The sequence below is a fragment of the Lysinibacillus sp. NPDC096418 genome (assembly GCF_044762775.1).
Taxonomy (GTDB): domain Bacteria; phylum Bacillota; class Bacilli; order Bacillales_A; family Planococcaceae; genus Lysinibacillus.
This window is the reverse complement of the sequence record NZ_JBIWEY010000001.1, coordinates 1-16,625: the sequence shown is the minus strand read 5'-3', so window position 1 is coordinate 16,625 and position 16,625 is coordinate 1. Positions and strand designations below refer to the sequence as shown.

The following is a 16,625-nucleotide window of genomic DNA, read 5'->3' as shown; positions in this document are numbered from 1 at the left end:
CACTGCGCCAATCATCCCTGCAAAGCCAATTAAATAGCCAGGATTTCCAAGCCACTGTTCTAACACAAGAGGTGAGCTGGGGAGGGGGTATTTAAGAACATAAAGTTCAAATCGTAATGCTTGTTAAAGAAGTAAATCGGGAACACGGCAATAGCCAATATGATCGCAACTTTATGTAATTGACGCCAATTAGGCACAAGTTCACCTGGCAACGCCAGGTCATAAAGCATTTCAGTATACGTTTTAGTTGGACGAAAAGCGTGCCAAAAACAATGGAAATTGTCAAACTACATAAATGTAATGGTAAATAATAAAATGAAAAAGTACCGTGTGTAATATGATATAAATCCTTTGAAATCTCCAAAGCCAAGAGAATGCCGTATTTTTAGGCGTGTAGACAGTGAGGCTTGTCTGTAATACATCGCTAATAGATATATGACCAAGCAAATGCATAGCAATCAGCCGAAATGGATATTGTCATATAAATGAAATCCTTCAGTTAAAGTAAGAGTGCAGATACATGCATAAATAGGTGTCACCCTCCTAGTTGTTCTCAAAGTAATATTCAAGAGTGTAAGTATATATTCCTTTTATTTACTGTTGGAGAATTAATATACGTAAAATATTCTAGCTATCATAGTAACAGCATGTTATTTTTACAAAATGATAAGTAGAGTGAATTTCGTTATAATAAAGGTGAAATCTAAAATAGGGAGTGTTGTGTGATGTTTACAGTAGATGAAGCATGTCTTGTTGTAATTGATGTACAAGGCAAACTTGCAACAATCGTTGATAATAGTGAGGAAGTTGTTCAAAATGTTTCAAAACTCGTACAAGCAATGCAAGCTTTAGAAGTACCTGTACTTTGGCTTGAGCAAAATCCAGGCCGTTTAGGCGGGACGGCGTTGGATATTGCACAGCATATGCAAGGTCAACCTATTGCGAAAATGGCATTTAGTGCATGTCGTGAACAGGCATTTATAGATGCACTCAAAGCAAGTGGCCGTACGAAATTCATCGTAACAGGTATTGAAACGCATATTTGTGTTTATCAAACGGCCAGACAACTAAAAGAGCAGGGCTTTGAGGTTGAGGTCGTGGTGGATGCGGTGTCTTCGCGTACGAAATTGAATAAGGAAATAGGACTTGCAAAAATGCAGGCACTTGAAATTTTGCCAACAAGTACAGAAATGATATTATATGAGCTGCTACAACGAGCAGATCATGAGCATTTTAAAACGGTGTTACAACTTGTGAAATAAGTAGAGTTAATGATAATACAATATAAAAAAACGATGTATATATATATATAGATGGTACTAGTTCGTTAACTCTGCCTAAAGAAGCATCAACACCAACCTTTACTTTAAGAGACTTTCCCAAAGCATTTCATGAGTACTCTTTAATTGTTGTACCTGATAAAGTAAAAAATAATGATACGCAAATACTTTTGTCATACAAAGCTTTAATGATGAATGGTAAGATAGCGAACACACCATTCAAGAAGGATACAGATGTCACAGAAGATGAGTTAAAACAAAAATCAGTTATTTTTGTAGGATTAGCATCTGATTTCAAGCTATTTGCAATCATCAAGAAAAACTGCCGCTATCGACAGAGGATTATTTACAGCAAGGATTTTTACAAGAAACGATCGCTCATCATGCATTTATCACGAAAAGCTTATGGCAGGACAAGCAGCCAATATTACTTATTCAAACGCTTGACAATGCAGTTAAACAAAAGAATTTCTTGGCTCATTTAAAAGAATCAAATGAAAAAACAACTGCTGCTATTGAGACGAAGGAAGGACGATTTGTCGTTGCGGCAGGGGGAGAAAATTCTTCTGGAGAAGTGGTTAATGAAAAAGATAGTGGAATTTCATTCGTGCAGATTGCTGAATTTGCGTTGTTAATAGTAGGCATTACGCTTCTTTTATATTTCATATTACGTAAAAAGTGAAAAAATCAAATACTCGAGGATGAAGAATAAAAAAAGAGTCGCTGAAGCGACTCTCAGAGTGTCGACAAACTAAATTCGTAACAAAAAGTTATCATATGTCGGCATTTGATTTTTGTTTTCTATGTTCAAATGTTTTTCTGAATCCTTGAAAATAAAGGGTTTAGAAAATCTAAAAAGAATTGTGCTTATAGCCGTCTAATTTAAAAATAATAGACAAAGTCGAAAAAATCGACTTTGTCTACAGTCTGAGAGTCGCTGAAGCGACTCTTTTTTCATGCAGGCATTTTTGTAGGTGTTGGTTCTGCATATCCCTCTTTGTATGCTTCATCAATAGCATTACGAATTTCTTTTAGGCTCTTGCCGTCTTTATGCATTTGCGCTGATTGTAGGGCGATTTCAAGGCAAGCAAGACAACGTGTACCGTGGTCATCCCAAACAATTGATCCGTCTTCACGTTTTTCTTGTATGAAGCAATTTAAGTTGCTTTTATGACCAGCAGATTCACCACAGCCGCAATAGCAAGGAATCCATTCTAAAATTTCAGTACTATGTCCAGCGATTTGATAGACTAATCGAATGTTTTCATTTTGACCATCTAAGAAAGATGGCAAGACATCTGCGCTAGCTGTTTCTTCTTGAATATCACCAACAGCATGGTCATGACCTGCGTGTGAAGCTTCTTGTTTTTCAGGTTCTTCTACATGCTCATCCTTATTTTTTTCTGCGCCACAAGCACTTAAAATTAATAAGGATACAGCAAAAATAGATGCTAATTTTTTCAAGGGTAATACCTCCTACAAGTATACAATGCCCACATTATACCATGGTTCGAATGGATGCTGGTAGAAGGTTAAGAACATTTAGTGGAATATATTTGATTCTCTTGATTTCCTCATTAATATTTCCATTTTCTCACTTAGTAGTTTCTTGAAGAAGTAACCAAATAGAATAAAGAAGAGCCACACAAATAACAGTACACCTACATCCACAAATACTTTATTCCAGATTATACCTCCAACAGCTTCTCTCATCATTTCAATCGCATAGGTAAATGGTAAAAATGGATTTATGAATTGAAAGAACTTTGGCAAAAGCTCAACAGGGTATGTTCCACCTGAACCTGCAATTTGTAGCACGAGCATTACGATTGCCATAGCCTTCCCGACATTTCCAAATACGGACACAAGGGTGTAGACAAAGGTGACAAATACAAAGCTAATTAAGAGTGCAAATAGTACAAAGTAAATAGGAGCACTAATAGAGCCATCTAACAATAAAATGTCACCTATAGCAATAATGATTGTTTGTAATAAGGAAAGTGTTGCAAATGTTAGCAAGCGTCCAAAATATACTTCTCTTATGCTAAATGTCTTTCCATGATGCATATCTACCGCAAGAAGTGAAATCAGCAATAAACAGCCAACCCAAATTGCTAGCACGGTGTAAAAGGGTGTCATGCTTGTGCCGTAATTAGCGATAGGAAACACTCTATGTTCTTCTAATTTGATGGGTTCTTCAAAGAATTCACGTTCAGCATTGACATCATTTTTTAGTAACTGGACGATTTCAGTAATATCTGCCTCACTGTTTAAAGCACGCAGCTTCTGTGCTAGTTCAACAATTTTCTTATGAAGTGTTGGAAGATTGGGTTGAACCTGATTTAGTAAGTTCGATGCAGACGACAAAGTTCCTTGCGTATTTGTTAAAAGTTGTGTCGCTTGTGGGATGGCATTTTGCACTTTTGTTAACAGTGAGGAGGCACTTGTTAGTGTGTTTTTTGCCCCAGCTAAGGTTGAGTTTATTTTGGGTTCTAATTGATTGACATAGTTGTTGAAAAATTGATCTAAATGGTTTGTAATATTCTGTACAACTTGTTGTAGGTGGGCAATGTCATTTTTTATGGTTTCGCTGGTACCATTTGATTTATCTAGCTGTTGTACATTATTGGACAGTTCTGTTAATAATGATTTTAATTGATTGAGCTCAGTAAGTGATTTGGCAGGATAATCTTCTAAATTTGAATTCGCTTGTAATTGTTTTTGAACGGATTGAAGTTGTTGAATTAACTTATTATGATCAAGTTGTGTCGATTCTGCAGAATTGTTTTGTTGTAGTTGTGTGATTGTATTTTGTATATCATTTTCTAGTTGTTTGCGTGCTGCAGCTTCAGTGTTGGCTAGTTTATTCAAAGTCTCCATAGATTGAATGCTATCATTTACAAGTTGCTGTGCTTCTTTTAGTTGTTTTTGAATTTGACTGATGTTAGTATCATTAGCATTTGTATTTTGAATTTTTTCAAGTAGTTGATTAAACTGGTTTTTTATAGTTTGTATCGTCGCTGAATTTTCTTTGACTATGGGCGATAAATTTTGCAGCATTGTCTCTACTTTAGTAATTAGCGTTAAGCCATTATCTATAGAGTTAAGCCCATTGTTTGTGACTTTTTGCACTTCAGGAATTTGCGACAAAGCGCCATTGACCAGTTTTATGGCTTCTTGTGCATCTTTTGTCGACTGCGTGAGTGTTGATTCAATTTCGGGTAAATGTTGTTCAATAGTAAAGATATAATTCTCGAATTTATTGATATCGGGAATATTTTTCTCGATTTCGATACCAACTGTATTAAAAATATCGAAAATCGTACCATTTACTGTCGATACAAATTCACTTGAAATTTGATCTGTTATAACACCGGCACCCTTACTTGTGATTTTGGGGGCAATCGGGTTAATTTTTTCATTTACATAATAGTCAATCTGAGCTTTTGTAGGTGTATCAGTCATAATGGACGTCAAATTCTCTGAAAAATCTTTTGGTACGATAATAGCAGCGAAATAGTCACCGTCTTTAAGTTGATCTAGCGCTTTTGCTTTCGAAATAAAATGCCAAGAAAAATTTTCGTTTTCAGCTAAATTCGTAATAATTTCATTCCCTACATTTAATTCATTTCCTTTGACGGTTGCTCCCGTATCTTCATTGACAATGGCAATTTTCATATTGGCTGTGTTGGCATATGGATCCATTGAGGCGTAAATATTAAACCAGGCATAAAGAGAGGGTAAAAAGATCAAACCGCCAATGATGACCGCTGTTACCCAATTTGTTGCGATGTTCTTAATATCTGTTTTATAAATTTGAAAAATATGTTGGATAGAGGATTTCATGCAAGCAATCACTTCACATTCATATTGTTTTTATAGTAAGTAGGATTCCAAAAATGAAATGATTTATGATGAAATATTGTAAAAGTTAATGGTGAAAAGACTAATTAGTTTACTATGATTTGAAAAAACTTTATAATCAATCGCGAATACACTAAATATAGGATGTTTTAGTGTTAATAAGGGAGGAATACAATCTAGTGAAAAAGCTACTAATTATCGGGTTGATTATAGTTGTGTTATTTGCAACAGTGATTTTCCTAACAAATGTATCAAATAACAAAAAGTTATCAAGTGAAAACAATGCATATGGCGATAAAGACCTGCAGCAAGAAACGATTGACCAATTAGATGATGAAAATTACCAAAACATTATGTTACCAGATGAACTTGAGAAAAAAATTGCAGCAGGTGAAGATGTGAATGCATACTTCTTCAGTCCAACTTGCATACACTGCCAAGCATTTACACCGAAGTTAATGCCAATCGCTGATGAGCTTGGTATCGACATTGCACAACTAAACACTCTTGAATTTTATGACGAATTATGGGATAAGTACGAAATTGAAGCAACCCCGACATTTATTCGCTTTGAAAATGGAGAAGAAGTCAATCGTTTTGTAGGTGCTTTAGAAGAAGAAGATTTACGCGCATTTTTTGATGCGGAAGTATTAAAATAAAAGAAAAATGATCCCTTACAAGTAAGTTGTAAGGGATTTTTCTAATTTATCAGAGCATTTTATCGTGAAGAGTTTTCGTAGTGTATACTATACATACGAAAAATATGTTGTGAATAATGGGGGAAAGACGTATGACAATGGATGATTATTTTTACAATGGCGAGCTGATGAAGTGTTATGAAGCTGCCAAGCAAGTTTCCAGTGGACAAGAAAAGGAATTAGCTGATAAATATATTGCTTTATTAAAAGAATACGATTTTGCTACCTATCCAAAGCCAGCATCGATAGTTGTTAGCCAGGAGGAAGAACGTGCTGATGAGAGTTATTCGTCATCTGATTTAGTGGCAGAAATACGTGCTATAAAGGATGAAGCGGAATTTACGAGACGTGTGAAGGAACTAGAGGAGATAGCCAAATTGGGCACAGTAGACAAGAAGGCTCAGTCTTTCTTTACGCAAGGAGAGTTATTCTTATTTGCACACCACTATAATGAAAGTGTGCACTGCTTCAAACAAGCTGTAAAAGAGAGTCCAAATAAAGCATTGTACTGGGGAATAACTGGGCAAACGATGCATCGCTTTGGGTGGATGCCGTTTGATGCATTGGGCTATTTAGAGCAAGCGATACAATTGGATCCTACGAATGCGCGTTGGAAATGGAATAAGGCACTTGTGCTCATACAATTAGCGAAGGATTTACAAATGGCACCATTCATCGCTAATGCGGCAATAACGTTAGAAGAAGCAATTACCCTTTGTGGAGAGCACCAACGATCGTTAAAAGATGCGATTCAAAGTACACTTGATAATATGGATAGTTATGTATTTGAATAAAAGTTAGTGTGATGCTGGTTTTTATCTTTATGAAGGCTCTTTATCGTTCTAATTTTTATTAATGTAATAATTACTAAAAAGGACCCCCTACTGTGAGGTCCTTTTTAATTTTATTAATAACCAAAAATGTAGTTTAACATAGTCTTCGTGAGGTAATTAATAAATATTACAAATGAATTTATAATTTCACAATAGTTTATTTGTAGTGATTACATTATTTGTATTTCATGGTAATCTAGAGGTAGAAATTATTTGGAATGTATTTTGAAGCGTTATATGAAGTTTTGTCCGTAATAGTATATTAGATAGAATGGGAGGTATTTATTGATGCGTAAATTCGGGGAAGACATTTCATTATACAAACAAGGACTTCAATTCCTATTCTTTTCTATCATTTTACTCGCAATTATTGTTTTTTGGAGTGATGAATTTTACGGAATCTTTGGAGAGGATAACTATGTGACAATTCATCTGCTGATTGAGATTTTCATTATTGTTGTCTCCTTAACCATTGCCATACAATCTTGGTTGATTTCTCCCTATCTTTTATCGAGTACTCGACTCTATCTCGGTGCTTTATTTTTAACGATTGGTTTACTTGAAATAGCGCATTCGCTTTCTTATAAAGGTATGCCGTTTTTTATTACTGAAAGTACTCCTTATGCTGCTACTTGGTTTTTTATGATGTCAAGATTGTTCTTAGCTATAGGTCTACTAATAATTTTAAGTTTTAAGGAAAAGAAGATAAATAATTCTTACAGATGGATTATTTATAGTTGTTCATTGTGTGTGACAATTGCATGTATTATTTTAGTCTATTCTCAACTTCTACCTAATCTTATTAATGAGGGTAGTGGACCTACATTATTGAAAAATAGTCTTCAGTATGCTGCTGTTTTTATTCAAGTCGTGTTACTTTTATTTTTAATGAGTCATTTTAAAGTCGCACCTAGAAGAATATTTTTACTAGTAGGTGGCTCAATCTACTTGATCGTGAGCGATATCCTATATACAACATATAATGATGTATACGATATTAAAAATTTCACTGGACATATTTTTCAGCTATCTGCATTTTATATTTTTTTTAGAGCTATCTACTATTCTTCTATCGAAAAGCCATTTCAGCAGTTAATAGAGACACAGAAGCATTTGAAAAAATCGCAAGAAGAAATGCAATTTATGGCATATCACGATGATATAACGAATTTACCAAATGAGCGTTATATAATGGAAGCGTTAAAAAAGAAAATATACATAGATCAATCAAAAAAAGCTATTTTAGCCATAGAAATCGATCGTTTGACGACAATTAAGGCATCGCTTGGTAAAACATATGCAGATCAAATGTTAGCTATGGCCGCTAAACGATTACAACGTGAATTACCGGAAAAATATATACTTAGTATTTCAAGAGAAGATTACTTTATTGTTTATATTGATGAAGTGAAAAATCCTCAGTATCTGAAGCAACTAGGAAAACAATTGCAAGAAGCTATGACGGAGCCTTTCCGTATACAGCACTTTTCACTTAATGGGAATTTAAATATTGGGATAGCTTTTTATCCAACAGATGCTAGTACAGAGGAAGAGTTGCTGATGCATGCAAAAAATGCAATGAATGACGCTAGTAAAATCCCTGCACGAATTATGCATTATGATCCAAGTATGTCCAATGGAATGACTGAAAAACTTATTTTAGAAAATGATTTACATAGTGCACTAGATAATGATGAACTTTTTTTAGAATATCAACCACAAATAGATTTGAAAACAGGAGAAATTATTGCTGTAGAGGCTCTGGTACGTTGGCAGCATCCTGAAAAAGGTTGGATTTCACCGGGGACATTTATCCCAATTGCAGAAGAGTCAGGGTTAATTATTCCAATTGGACAATGGATATTGAAAACGGCTTGTCATCAGGTAAAACAGTGGGATCAGGAGGGCTTACCGCCGCTGAAAGTAGCTGTCAACTTATCTTTAGGTCAATTATTCCAACAAGATTTAGTGGAAATGGTACAGGAAGTGCTGACGAATACAAAGCTCGAACCACAGTATTTACAATTAGAAATAACAGAAAGTATGACCATCAACATCGATCATATGACTGCCGTCTTACGTAATTTAAAAGAACTAGGCATCACAATTGCGGTTGACGACTTTGGTACAGGCTATTCATCTTTATCATATTTAAAGGATTTTTCAATTGATTGTTTAAAGATAGATAGATCATTTGTGCAAAAAATTCAATCTAATTCTACAGATGAGGCACTAGTGGCCATGATCATTTCAATGGCGAAGCATTTACAATTAAAAGTAGTAGCAGAAGGAATAGAAGAAGTGGAACAGCTTGCTTATTTAAAGGCGAGTAATTGCGAAATGGTTCAAGGCTACTTATTTAGTAAACCAATCAGGCCGATAATATTGCAGGGGAATTTTCAGGAGATCCAATCTAATGCTAAAGGGATTTTAAATCAGCTTACTATACTTGAAAAGTAAAAAGTTTACTCGTATATCGAATAGGAATCAAGCAACCTAATAGTTTTTTAATCAATACACATACTAACATAGTAAATGTTTATGGATATCCTCGTTTCGAAGTTGAAACGGGGATATTCAATTTTGAAATTAAAAAAGATCGTTTGAGTGACAAAGAATGAGCATGATTTCTCTATACTTGGATAGTAATATAATAAATACATTTTTCTTTGTTTTTAAAACTCCAAAAATATCAATGGCTAGAAATTTTAAAATTACCCCTCTTTATAGCATTGACTTTACTTAGATGAAGTAATATAATTTTCAAAATATAATAAACAGAATTAACTGAATAGTTTTGTAATAATAATATTGTGCAAAATTGAAACTCAGTTCGAGGATAGGGGTTTAATTGATGAATATTATGCAAAAAGCGTTAGAAATGCATAGCCAAGCACAAGGAAAAATGAAAATTGTGGCGAAAGTGCCAGTTCAAGATACATATGACCTTAGTTTAGCGTATTCTCCAGGTGTTGCGCAGCCATGTATTGAAATTGAAAACAATCCACAGGCTGTTTACGATTATACGATTAAAGGGAATTTAATTGCGATTGTAACGGACGGAACTGCGGTATTAGGTTTAGGTGATATTGGGCCAGAAGCCGCTTTACCCGTAATGGAAGGAAAAGCAATTTTATTAAAACGTTTTGCGGATGTTGATGCATTTCCAATTTGCTTAGCCACTAAGGATGTGGATGAAATTGTCCGTACAGTGAAGGCAATTGCACCAACTTTTGGAGGCATTAATCTAGAGGATATTTCTGCACCTCGTTGTTTTGAAATTGAAGACCGCCTTCGTCAAGAATGTAATATACCTGTGTTTCATGACGATCAACACGGTACCGCCATCGTTGTAGGGGCAGGTTTGTTGAATGCTGTGAAAATTGTCGAGAAGCAACCAAAAGATATGAAGTTGGTCATTAATGGTGCAGGCGCAGCAGGTATTGCAATTCTACGTTTACTACTGCAAATGGGCTATAAAAATGTTGTTATGTGTGATACTAAGGGAATCATCTATGATGGTCGTGAAGAGGGTATGAACAGTATTAAAGAGCAAATCGCTAAAATTTCTAACCCAGAAAAGCTTAAAGGCTCATTGGATGATGCAATTGCAGGAAGTGATGTCTTTATTGGCGTATCGGTAGCGGATTTACTTACAAAAGCGCATATCGATTCGATGAATGACAATCCAATTGTTTTCGCATTAGCAAATCCAAATCCAGAGATTACTTATGATAATGCACGTGCGTGGGGAGTTCGTGTGATGGGGACGGGTCGTTCAGATTATCCAAACCAAGTAAATAATATGTTAGCATTCCCAGGTATTTTCCGCGGTGCATTAGATGTGCGTGCAACTGATATTAACGAAGCGATGAAATTAGCAGCTGTAGAAGCAATTGCGTCTTTAGTTTCGGAAGAGGATTTATGTGAAGAATTTATTATTCCAAAATCTATGGATGAACGTGTTGCAGGCGTTGTTGCAAAAGCTGTTGGTAGTGCAGCGATTGAGTCTGGCGTGTCTGTATTGTTTCAACAACCACATCACCGAGGCTAATCGTTGCCTTTATCTGTCTAAGGATGATTTTCATTTTAGATAAATGAAGATCGACGACAATCATGGTATGATAGTGACGAAATGATTTGTTGATATAAAGGACGGGTTTTTATGATGGCACAAGATGTGGCAAATAAATTGATTGAAAAAGCATGCAATCACTTAGTACGAAATATGAATATATCCAAAGTGGAACAGCATTTTAAAGAAACGATTGCGATGCAGCGTGAATCATCAACTTCACAAATCGTATTTTGGGATATGTTAATGATGAATATGCTATATTTCTCTGAAAATGAGCAAGTTTGGGAACGAGAATTTATACAAATGCTAGAGCAAAAAGAATGGTTAAAGCCAGCAAAGCTAGAAGAAGAGTTACTGATGCATCAAATGCGTGTGCGTCAGCAAGTCGCACAGCAAATGGATGAAGCAACAGCACTTTTTCATAAACAATATGAAACTGAACATATAACAGAAGAAGATATTGTGTATGATTATGCCTATAGCTCTGCAGGACATTCAATGCGTATGGATTTATTGACGGTACTTGTGTCAACACCTGAGCAGTCAAAGGTGTTATTTGAAGCAGATCCAAAGGAAACAATTCGCATCGTGAAAGGCTATATTGCATACCATACAGATGGTATTATTAATAAAACAAAGTTAATATAGTATTTCAGAGACTCCCTTGTTAAACAATGGGAGTTTTTGTGTGATATCGAGGGATCTTATATAGAAGAGCAAAAATAATACAACATTTGTACAGGATAAATGTCGAATATGATAAGATGGTAGTAATTTCACTTGAAAGGAATTATGTTCATGAATACACCGTTTACATTTAAACATACGCAACCGTCTAATATGGATCCTAATAAAAAATACCCAGCAATCTTTTTACTCCACGGTATGGGAAGTAATGAGGATGATCTCCCTCAACTCGTCCAGGATTTTAAAGAACAGTGTCATATTTTTAGTTTACGAGGACCAATAACACAAAAACCAGGATATGCATTTTTCACGATTCAAGAAATCGGGAAGCCAGACCGTGCCATCTTCGACAAAGTGTTAGTTGCTCTTCAACGTTTTATGTTAGAAGCAATTAGCGAATATCAAATTGATCCAAATAAAGTATATGTACTTGGCTTTAGTCAAGGGGCTATTTTAGCGCAGTCACTGGCGTTTTCTATGGGGAATTTAATCCGCGGAGTAGTGGCTCTTAGTGGGTACACACCCAAATTTGTTACAGAAGAATATGCTATTCGTCCAGTCGATCATTTACAAATCTTTATCTCACATGGTGATTATGATTATGTCATTCCATCTCAGTGGGGTATTGAAAGTAAGGAAACATTTGAACGTTTTGGAGCAAATGTTGTATTCAAGCAATATCCTGATGGACATGGTGTAACACCTGATAATATGCGTGATCTTATCGCATTTTTAGCCCAAGAATTACAAGAGACAGTTCAATAATAAAAAATTGAAAAGTAGGGCAAAAATAAAGATAGTATGCTATCAGTATTTTGATATGCTGGTGGAAATTTGTATAGACTTGAAATTAGTAGAAAAAGCAAAGCCGACTTCAGAATGTTTGAAGTCGGCTTACATTTATTTTGCTAAGCTGCGATCTTTATTTGTCACGGCTGCCACTGCATCGTGTATAGTTGTTTCGAAATGATTACTTTGAAGGGAAGATACGCCTTGAATGGTAGTGCCGCCCGGTGAGCATACTTGGTCGACAAGTGCCCAAGGGTGTTCTTGCGATTGTAAGATCATCTTAGCACTACCAAGTACGGCATTGGCAGCAATATCTAATGCCATAGTTTTTGGCATACCTTCACGTACAGCCGCACGTGCTAACGCATCGATGTACATATACGTAAACGCTGGGGAAGCACCGCCGATTGTTGTGAAAATTGAGAATAAATGCTCAGGAACCTCCGTAATGGTACCGACTGTCTCAAACAATGACGTGACGAGTTGGATTTGTGTTTTTGATACTTGTTCGCTAGCCATATAACAACTTGTTGAAGCACCAACAATCGCATTAATATTAGGCATTACGCGAATAATTGGTGTTGCATCAGACAAGTTTTCTTGGAAATAAGAAATAGTTTTCCCTGCCGCTATCGAGACAATAATATGGTTATCTTGTAAATGTTTTTTTACCTCGGGTAAAACATCTGATAGCATTTGAGGCTTCACGCTTAGTATAACTATGTCACAGTGAGCCATTAATTCTTCAATGGAATTACTAGCTTCAATCCCATAGGTAGTAGCTAAATTTGTCGTTTTTTCGGGAGTACGATTATATCCATAAATAGCAGAAGATTGGAAATCTCCACTATTACACATACCTTTTATAATTGCTGTGGCCATATTACCGAGGCCGATAAAACCGTATTTCACGTGCTTTACACTCCTTCATCTATAAAGAACATCCACATTAGTATAGAACAGAATGTTTTTCTTGAATAGTGATAAGCAAGTATTGAGGCAATAATGTTCAAAATCATGTCGGACGATGGTATCATAGAGAGAGAGTTATGTCGCTTTGCTCGTACGAAATCATGTATTTTATGTGAACTTAGAGACATATCTATTTAAAAAGAGGTAGAATGGTAATTTGATGGCTCATCTCCAAAAGTCGCGAATGACATTTGATTAAACTACTAATTGATTTTAAAATGCGTGTTGATTGGAGTGAAGGCTGGGCGAGTGCTCATGTCGCTTCCCTTTCGTCGCAAAGCAGAGATTTCCTAGGGGATTAGCGTCCAAGATGAAATCCTTGAACGCGCCTATGGGGGAACGAAGACTAAAAACTTCAAGTCCTGTGACATCGCCTTTGTGACCAACATCATGTTGGCCCGAAGCTGGACTCGGATGCCCCTTGAAAGCGATAAGCCAAAACGGAAATCAACTCCAAGTTATAGACATGAGCCAATCTGATATGTATTTTGCAAAAATTGTCGCTTTCTATCTTGAAGAAAGTGTCTAGAAATTTATAGAGAAAAGGAATTAAATTGAATGGAACAAAATCTGAAAACAGAGCGTAATTCGCAAGCTGGAAATGTTAATACAGTGAAGCATTCTCGCTCAACTATTTTAGCACAGACAGTCAAAACAGGGATAATTAAATCCAATTTAATTCCAATGTGGGCAGGTTTGGCGCTAGGGATGTATAAAAATCAAATGTCGCTGATGGAGAATATTCCTGCAATCCTATTTGCGACGATTGGTTCAGCACTTGTTATTGGAGCAGCAGGAGCCTTTAATAATGTGTACGACCGTGATATAGATGCTATTATGCCCCGTACGCAAAACCGACCAACTGTTACAGGAGAAATGACTGCAAAAGCAACACTGTATTTAGCGATTGCGATGCTAGTTTCTGGTATAGGTGTGCTGGCACTTGCTTCACCACTTGCTGCATTATTTGGTTTCCTAGGGGTCTTTTTATACGTTGTGCCATATACAATGTGGACAAAGCGTCGCACGATCTATAATACAGAAGTTGGTAGTTTTTCTGGTGCTGTACCACCACTGATCGGCTGGGCGGCAGTTTCTTCAGACGTGACACATCCAGCGTTAATCGGTCTCTACTTGGTGATGGTTATATGGCAAATGCCGCACTTTTATGCAATAGCTATCCGAAAACATGCTGATTACGAAGCGGCAAGTGTACCGATGCTTCCTGTTGTTAAAGGGATGCGCCGTACGTACTACCAAACGAATTTTTATTTAATTTTACTTATTTTATCGAGCTTTTTATTTGGTTCGCTAAGTATTGGGATTATGCTAGTAGCATTGATATTGAGTGTGGCATGGCTTATCATGAGTATTTATGGCTATCATAGTAATAAAGATCAAGTGAAATGGGCAACGAAAATGTTCGTATTCTCCTTACTACATATGACGATATTATTTACAACAGTTATTGTCTATTCTCTAGTAGGAGTTATTTTTAAATTATATTAAATATATAAAAGCCAACAAGCATTTATTTTGCGCTTGTTGGCTTCTTGCTTGTGACAGAGGTGATGGTGCGACTTGGCCATTCAAGTGCATGAAGCTGACCGCCAAATACAGCACCACCATCAATGCCGATAATATTATTTTTTCCTACGTACACGCTAAAATTGGTTGGGTCGTGGTACAGTTTATAGGTCGGAGTATGACCAAAGATTACTGTTTTCTCTCCTTGATAGCCTGCATGAAATTCTTCTCGAATCCATAAAAGCTCATCGCTCTCCGTATCAATTGGCGCCTTTCCTGGTACAACCCCACCATGGACAAAAATAGCATCATCTAATTCAATAAATGTTTCAAATGATTCGATAAGTTTTAAATGTTCTTCGAGCTTCGGTAAAGAACGAATAAATGTTGGTAAAGTATTGGTCATGATAGCTTCGTTGAAGTCTTCTGCTTGATATCCATAGCTTGCAAGGGTTTTATCTCCGCCACATACAGTAATCCAATGTAGCCAAGGTTTAGGATCTCCTAAACGGCAGGCTGCAAGCATAATGGCCTCGTGGTTGCCCATTAACACGCGTGCACCATTTGCTTTTAACTCCGCTACTAAATTTAAAACCCCACTTGAAGCAGGGCCCCGATCTATATAATCACCAAGTAGAAATAATTGGTCTTGTGCCGCATTATAATTTACTTTCACTAATAGTTGTTGAAAAAGTCCTAGTTCCCCATGAATATCACTAATGGCAAGTATCCGTGTCATAAAATAGCATCCTTTCCAGTACATGAGCGGTTATTGTTAAGTATAAAGAATATTCTTGCAAATTTCGACTTTTTTCATCTATTTTATGTTGAGGTAATTTTTTTTCTTCATTCATTCGTCTATAAAGTTAGAAAGGGGGGAGATTTGCAGTAATCGTTTCAACAGGATTATGAAGCGTACAGTGATACGATTTTAAATATCTTTATTATTTAGCGGCAATAGAGGTGTCTTTAATTCGAAAATTTGGAAGAGTGTACGTCTATAATGTGATTGTATGTCTTTTTGTGATGATGTGAGAGGGGTTGTCCTAAAAGTAAAATAGTATGCTGAGAGTAGCTTTTTTGATATACAGGTAAAAATCCGCGGAAAGTGAAGCGGATTTTTACCAGATAGAAAGCAAATCGTTCTGTTTTAAGGGACTTATTAGACATCACCTTTTTATTGTTTCTGTTGGATTTTTGCCCAAGCATCATTAATTATTTCTTCTTCAAAACTAGAGAGAAGACGGTAGTTGTTCGTATCTAAAATGCGATAGTGATTACTAATAGCATTTTGCTGTAGACGATAGCCTTCATGCTCTGAGATATTCTTCCACCATATGTATCCACCCATTGTTTTTTCTTTTGGCTGTAATGTACCATTATTCGCAATTAAATCAACGACTTCCAGAGGATCTCCACCAAGCTCATGCTGCAAAATAGAACTTTCACGGAATAGGGCACAGACTGCAACGGTTGTAGTCCATCCTGCCTGAATTCGACCTTTTTCAATTTGAACAAGTGTTTTTTTGGAGAGGCCTAGTAAGTCACTCATTTGGTCTTGCGTAAAGTCTTTTTCGGTACGAATTAATTTAAGTTTATCAGAGATGAGTACTATAAGTTGTTCACGCTGCATTAAAATACTCCTTCTTTTAGGTTGTTTTCAATCAGTATACACGAAATAATGAGAAAACAGCTACTTTACTTTACTGTAAATTACGATACAAGAAAAGAATAATCGTTATTGTTCACATAATGTTTCTTTGAATATTCAAGGATGAACAGTGTTTAAGAATAGAAAAACTGGTTCTAAATCAAATGTTGGGGTGCTGTAAATTTACAGCACCTTAACCCAAATGAACCCCGATTTCTTTATACTTTAAATTTAATAAGATTTTTG

Annotated in this window: 16 protein-coding genes; 10 read left to right on the top strand and 6 right to left on the bottom strand. The window is 36.0% G+C overall.

The window, feature by feature from the left end; translation table 11 throughout:
• Positions 1–59: 59 nt before the first annotated feature.
• Entirely contained in the window at positions 60–230 is a 171-nt protein-coding gene (locus ACIQZG_RS24555; protein WP_483869776.1) for a TMEM164 family acyltransferase, read from the bottom strand.
• A gap of 495 nt (positions 231–725) precedes the next feature.
• Between ACIQZG_RS24555 and ACIQZG_RS00075 the strand changes: the two genes are divergently transcribed.
• From ACIQZG_RS00075 to ACIQZG_RS00065, 3 genes are all read left to right on the top strand, one after another.
• On the top strand, positions 726–1,262 hold the full coding sequence (locus tag ACIQZG_RS00075) for an isochorismatase family protein (RefSeq protein ID WP_402753120.1): 537 nt from the start codon (positions 726–728) through the stop codon (positions 1,260–1,262).
• 188 nt (positions 1,263–1,450) lie between these two features.
• Positions 1,451–1,765 (top strand): hypothetical protein, encoded by a 315-nt coding sequence (locus ACIQZG_RS00070; RefSeq protein WP_402753119.1) that lies wholly within the window; start codon positions 1,451–1,453, stop codon positions 1,763–1,765.
• A complete protein-coding gene (locus ACIQZG_RS00065) occupies positions 1,753–1,962 on the top strand; it encodes a hypothetical protein (RefSeq protein WP_402753118.1) in 210 nt (69 codons plus the stop codon). Before ACIQZG_RS00070 ends, ACIQZG_RS00065 begins: the two co-directional genes overlap by 13 nt.
• A gap of 272 nt (positions 1,963–2,234) precedes the next feature.
• Here ACIQZG_RS00065 and ACIQZG_RS00060 read toward each other — a convergent pair whose 3' ends face one another.
• Together ACIQZG_RS00060 and ACIQZG_RS00055 are read right to left on the bottom strand one after the other, a co-directional pair.
• The gene (locus ACIQZG_RS00060) at positions 2,235–2,744 is read right to left on the bottom strand and encodes a PCYCGC motif-containing (lipo)protein (RefSeq protein ID WP_402753117.1); all 510 of its coding nucleotides are present in this window, start codon (positions 2,742–2,744) and stop codon (positions 2,235–2,237) included.
• A gap of 78 nt (positions 2,745–2,822) precedes the next feature.
• Positions 2,823–5,126 carry a YhgE/Pip family protein gene (locus tag ACIQZG_RS00055; RefSeq protein ID WP_402753116.1) on the bottom strand — a complete coding sequence of 768 codons (2,304 nt, stop codon included), beginning with the start codon at positions 5,124–5,126 and terminating at the stop codon, positions 2,823–2,825.
• Between the two features lie 197 nt (positions 5,127–5,323).
• On the opposite strand from ACIQZG_RS00055, the gene ACIQZG_RS00050 reads away from it, so the two are divergent.
• The 6 genes from ACIQZG_RS00050 (at position 5,324) to ACIQZG_RS00025 (ending at position 12,205) form a co-directional block, all read left to right on the top strand.
• Positions 5,324–5,803, top strand: coding sequence for a thioredoxin family protein (locus tag ACIQZG_RS00050; protein ID WP_402753115.1), 480 nt, complete (start codon positions 5,324–5,326; stop codon positions 5,801–5,803).
• 131 nt (positions 5,804–5,934) lie between these two features.
• Positions 5,935–6,636, top strand: coding sequence for a tetratricopeptide repeat protein (locus ACIQZG_RS00045; RefSeq protein WP_402753114.1), 702 nt, complete (start codon positions 5,935–5,937; stop codon positions 6,634–6,636).
• A 327-nt stretch (positions 6,637–6,963) separates the two neighbouring features.
• Positions 6,964–9,135 (top strand): bifunctional diguanylate cyclase/phosphodiesterase, encoded by a 2,172-nt coding sequence (locus tag ACIQZG_RS00040; RefSeq protein WP_402753113.1) that lies wholly within the window; start codon positions 6,964–6,966, stop codon positions 9,133–9,135.
• Between the two features lie 394 nt (positions 9,136–9,529).
• Complete coding sequence (locus tag ACIQZG_RS00035; RefSeq protein WP_402753112.1) at positions 9,530–10,729, top strand: NAD(P)-dependent malic enzyme; 1,200 nt, start codon at positions 9,530–9,532, stop codon at positions 10,727–10,729.
• Between the two features lie 111 nt (positions 10,730–10,840).
• Entirely contained in the window at positions 10,841–11,401 is a 561-nt protein-coding gene (locus ACIQZG_RS00030; protein ID WP_402753111.1) for a hypothetical protein, read from the top strand.
• Positions 11,402–11,551: 150 nt separating this feature from the next.
• The gene (locus ACIQZG_RS00025) at positions 11,552–12,205 is read left to right on the top strand and encodes an alpha/beta hydrolase (RefSeq protein ID WP_402753584.1); all 654 of its coding nucleotides are present in this window, start codon (positions 11,552–11,554) and stop codon (positions 12,203–12,205) included.
• Positions 12,206–12,340: 135 nt separating this feature from the next.
• Here the strand turns inward: ACIQZG_RS00025 and proC are convergent, their stop codons facing one another.
• Positions 12,341–13,141 (bottom strand): pyrroline-5-carboxylate reductase, encoded by an 801-nt coding sequence (proC, locus tag ACIQZG_RS00020; RefSeq protein WP_402753110.1) that lies wholly within the window; start codon positions 13,139–13,141, stop codon positions 12,341–12,343.
• Between the two features lie 618 nt (positions 13,142–13,759).
• On the opposite strand from proC, the gene cyoE reads away from it, so the two are divergent.
• Positions 13,760–14,710 carry a heme o synthase gene (gene cyoE / locus ACIQZG_RS00015; protein ID WP_402753109.1) on the top strand — a complete coding sequence of 317 codons (951 nt, stop codon included), beginning with the start codon at positions 13,760–13,762 and terminating at the stop codon, positions 14,708–14,710.
• A 22-nt stretch (positions 14,711–14,732) separates the two neighbouring features.
• Here cyoE and ACIQZG_RS00010 read toward each other — a convergent pair whose 3' ends face one another.
• Positions 14,733–15,467 carry a metallophosphoesterase gene (locus ACIQZG_RS00010; protein ID WP_402753108.1) on the bottom strand — a complete coding sequence of 245 codons (735 nt, stop codon included), beginning with the start codon at positions 15,465–15,467 and terminating at the stop codon, positions 14,733–14,735.
• Between the two features lie 438 nt (positions 15,468–15,905).
• A complete protein-coding gene (locus ACIQZG_RS00005) occupies positions 15,906–16,361 on the bottom strand; it encodes a helix-turn-helix transcriptional regulator (RefSeq protein WP_402753107.1) in 456 nt (151 codons plus the stop codon).
• Positions 16,362–16,625 lie beyond the last annotated feature (264 nt).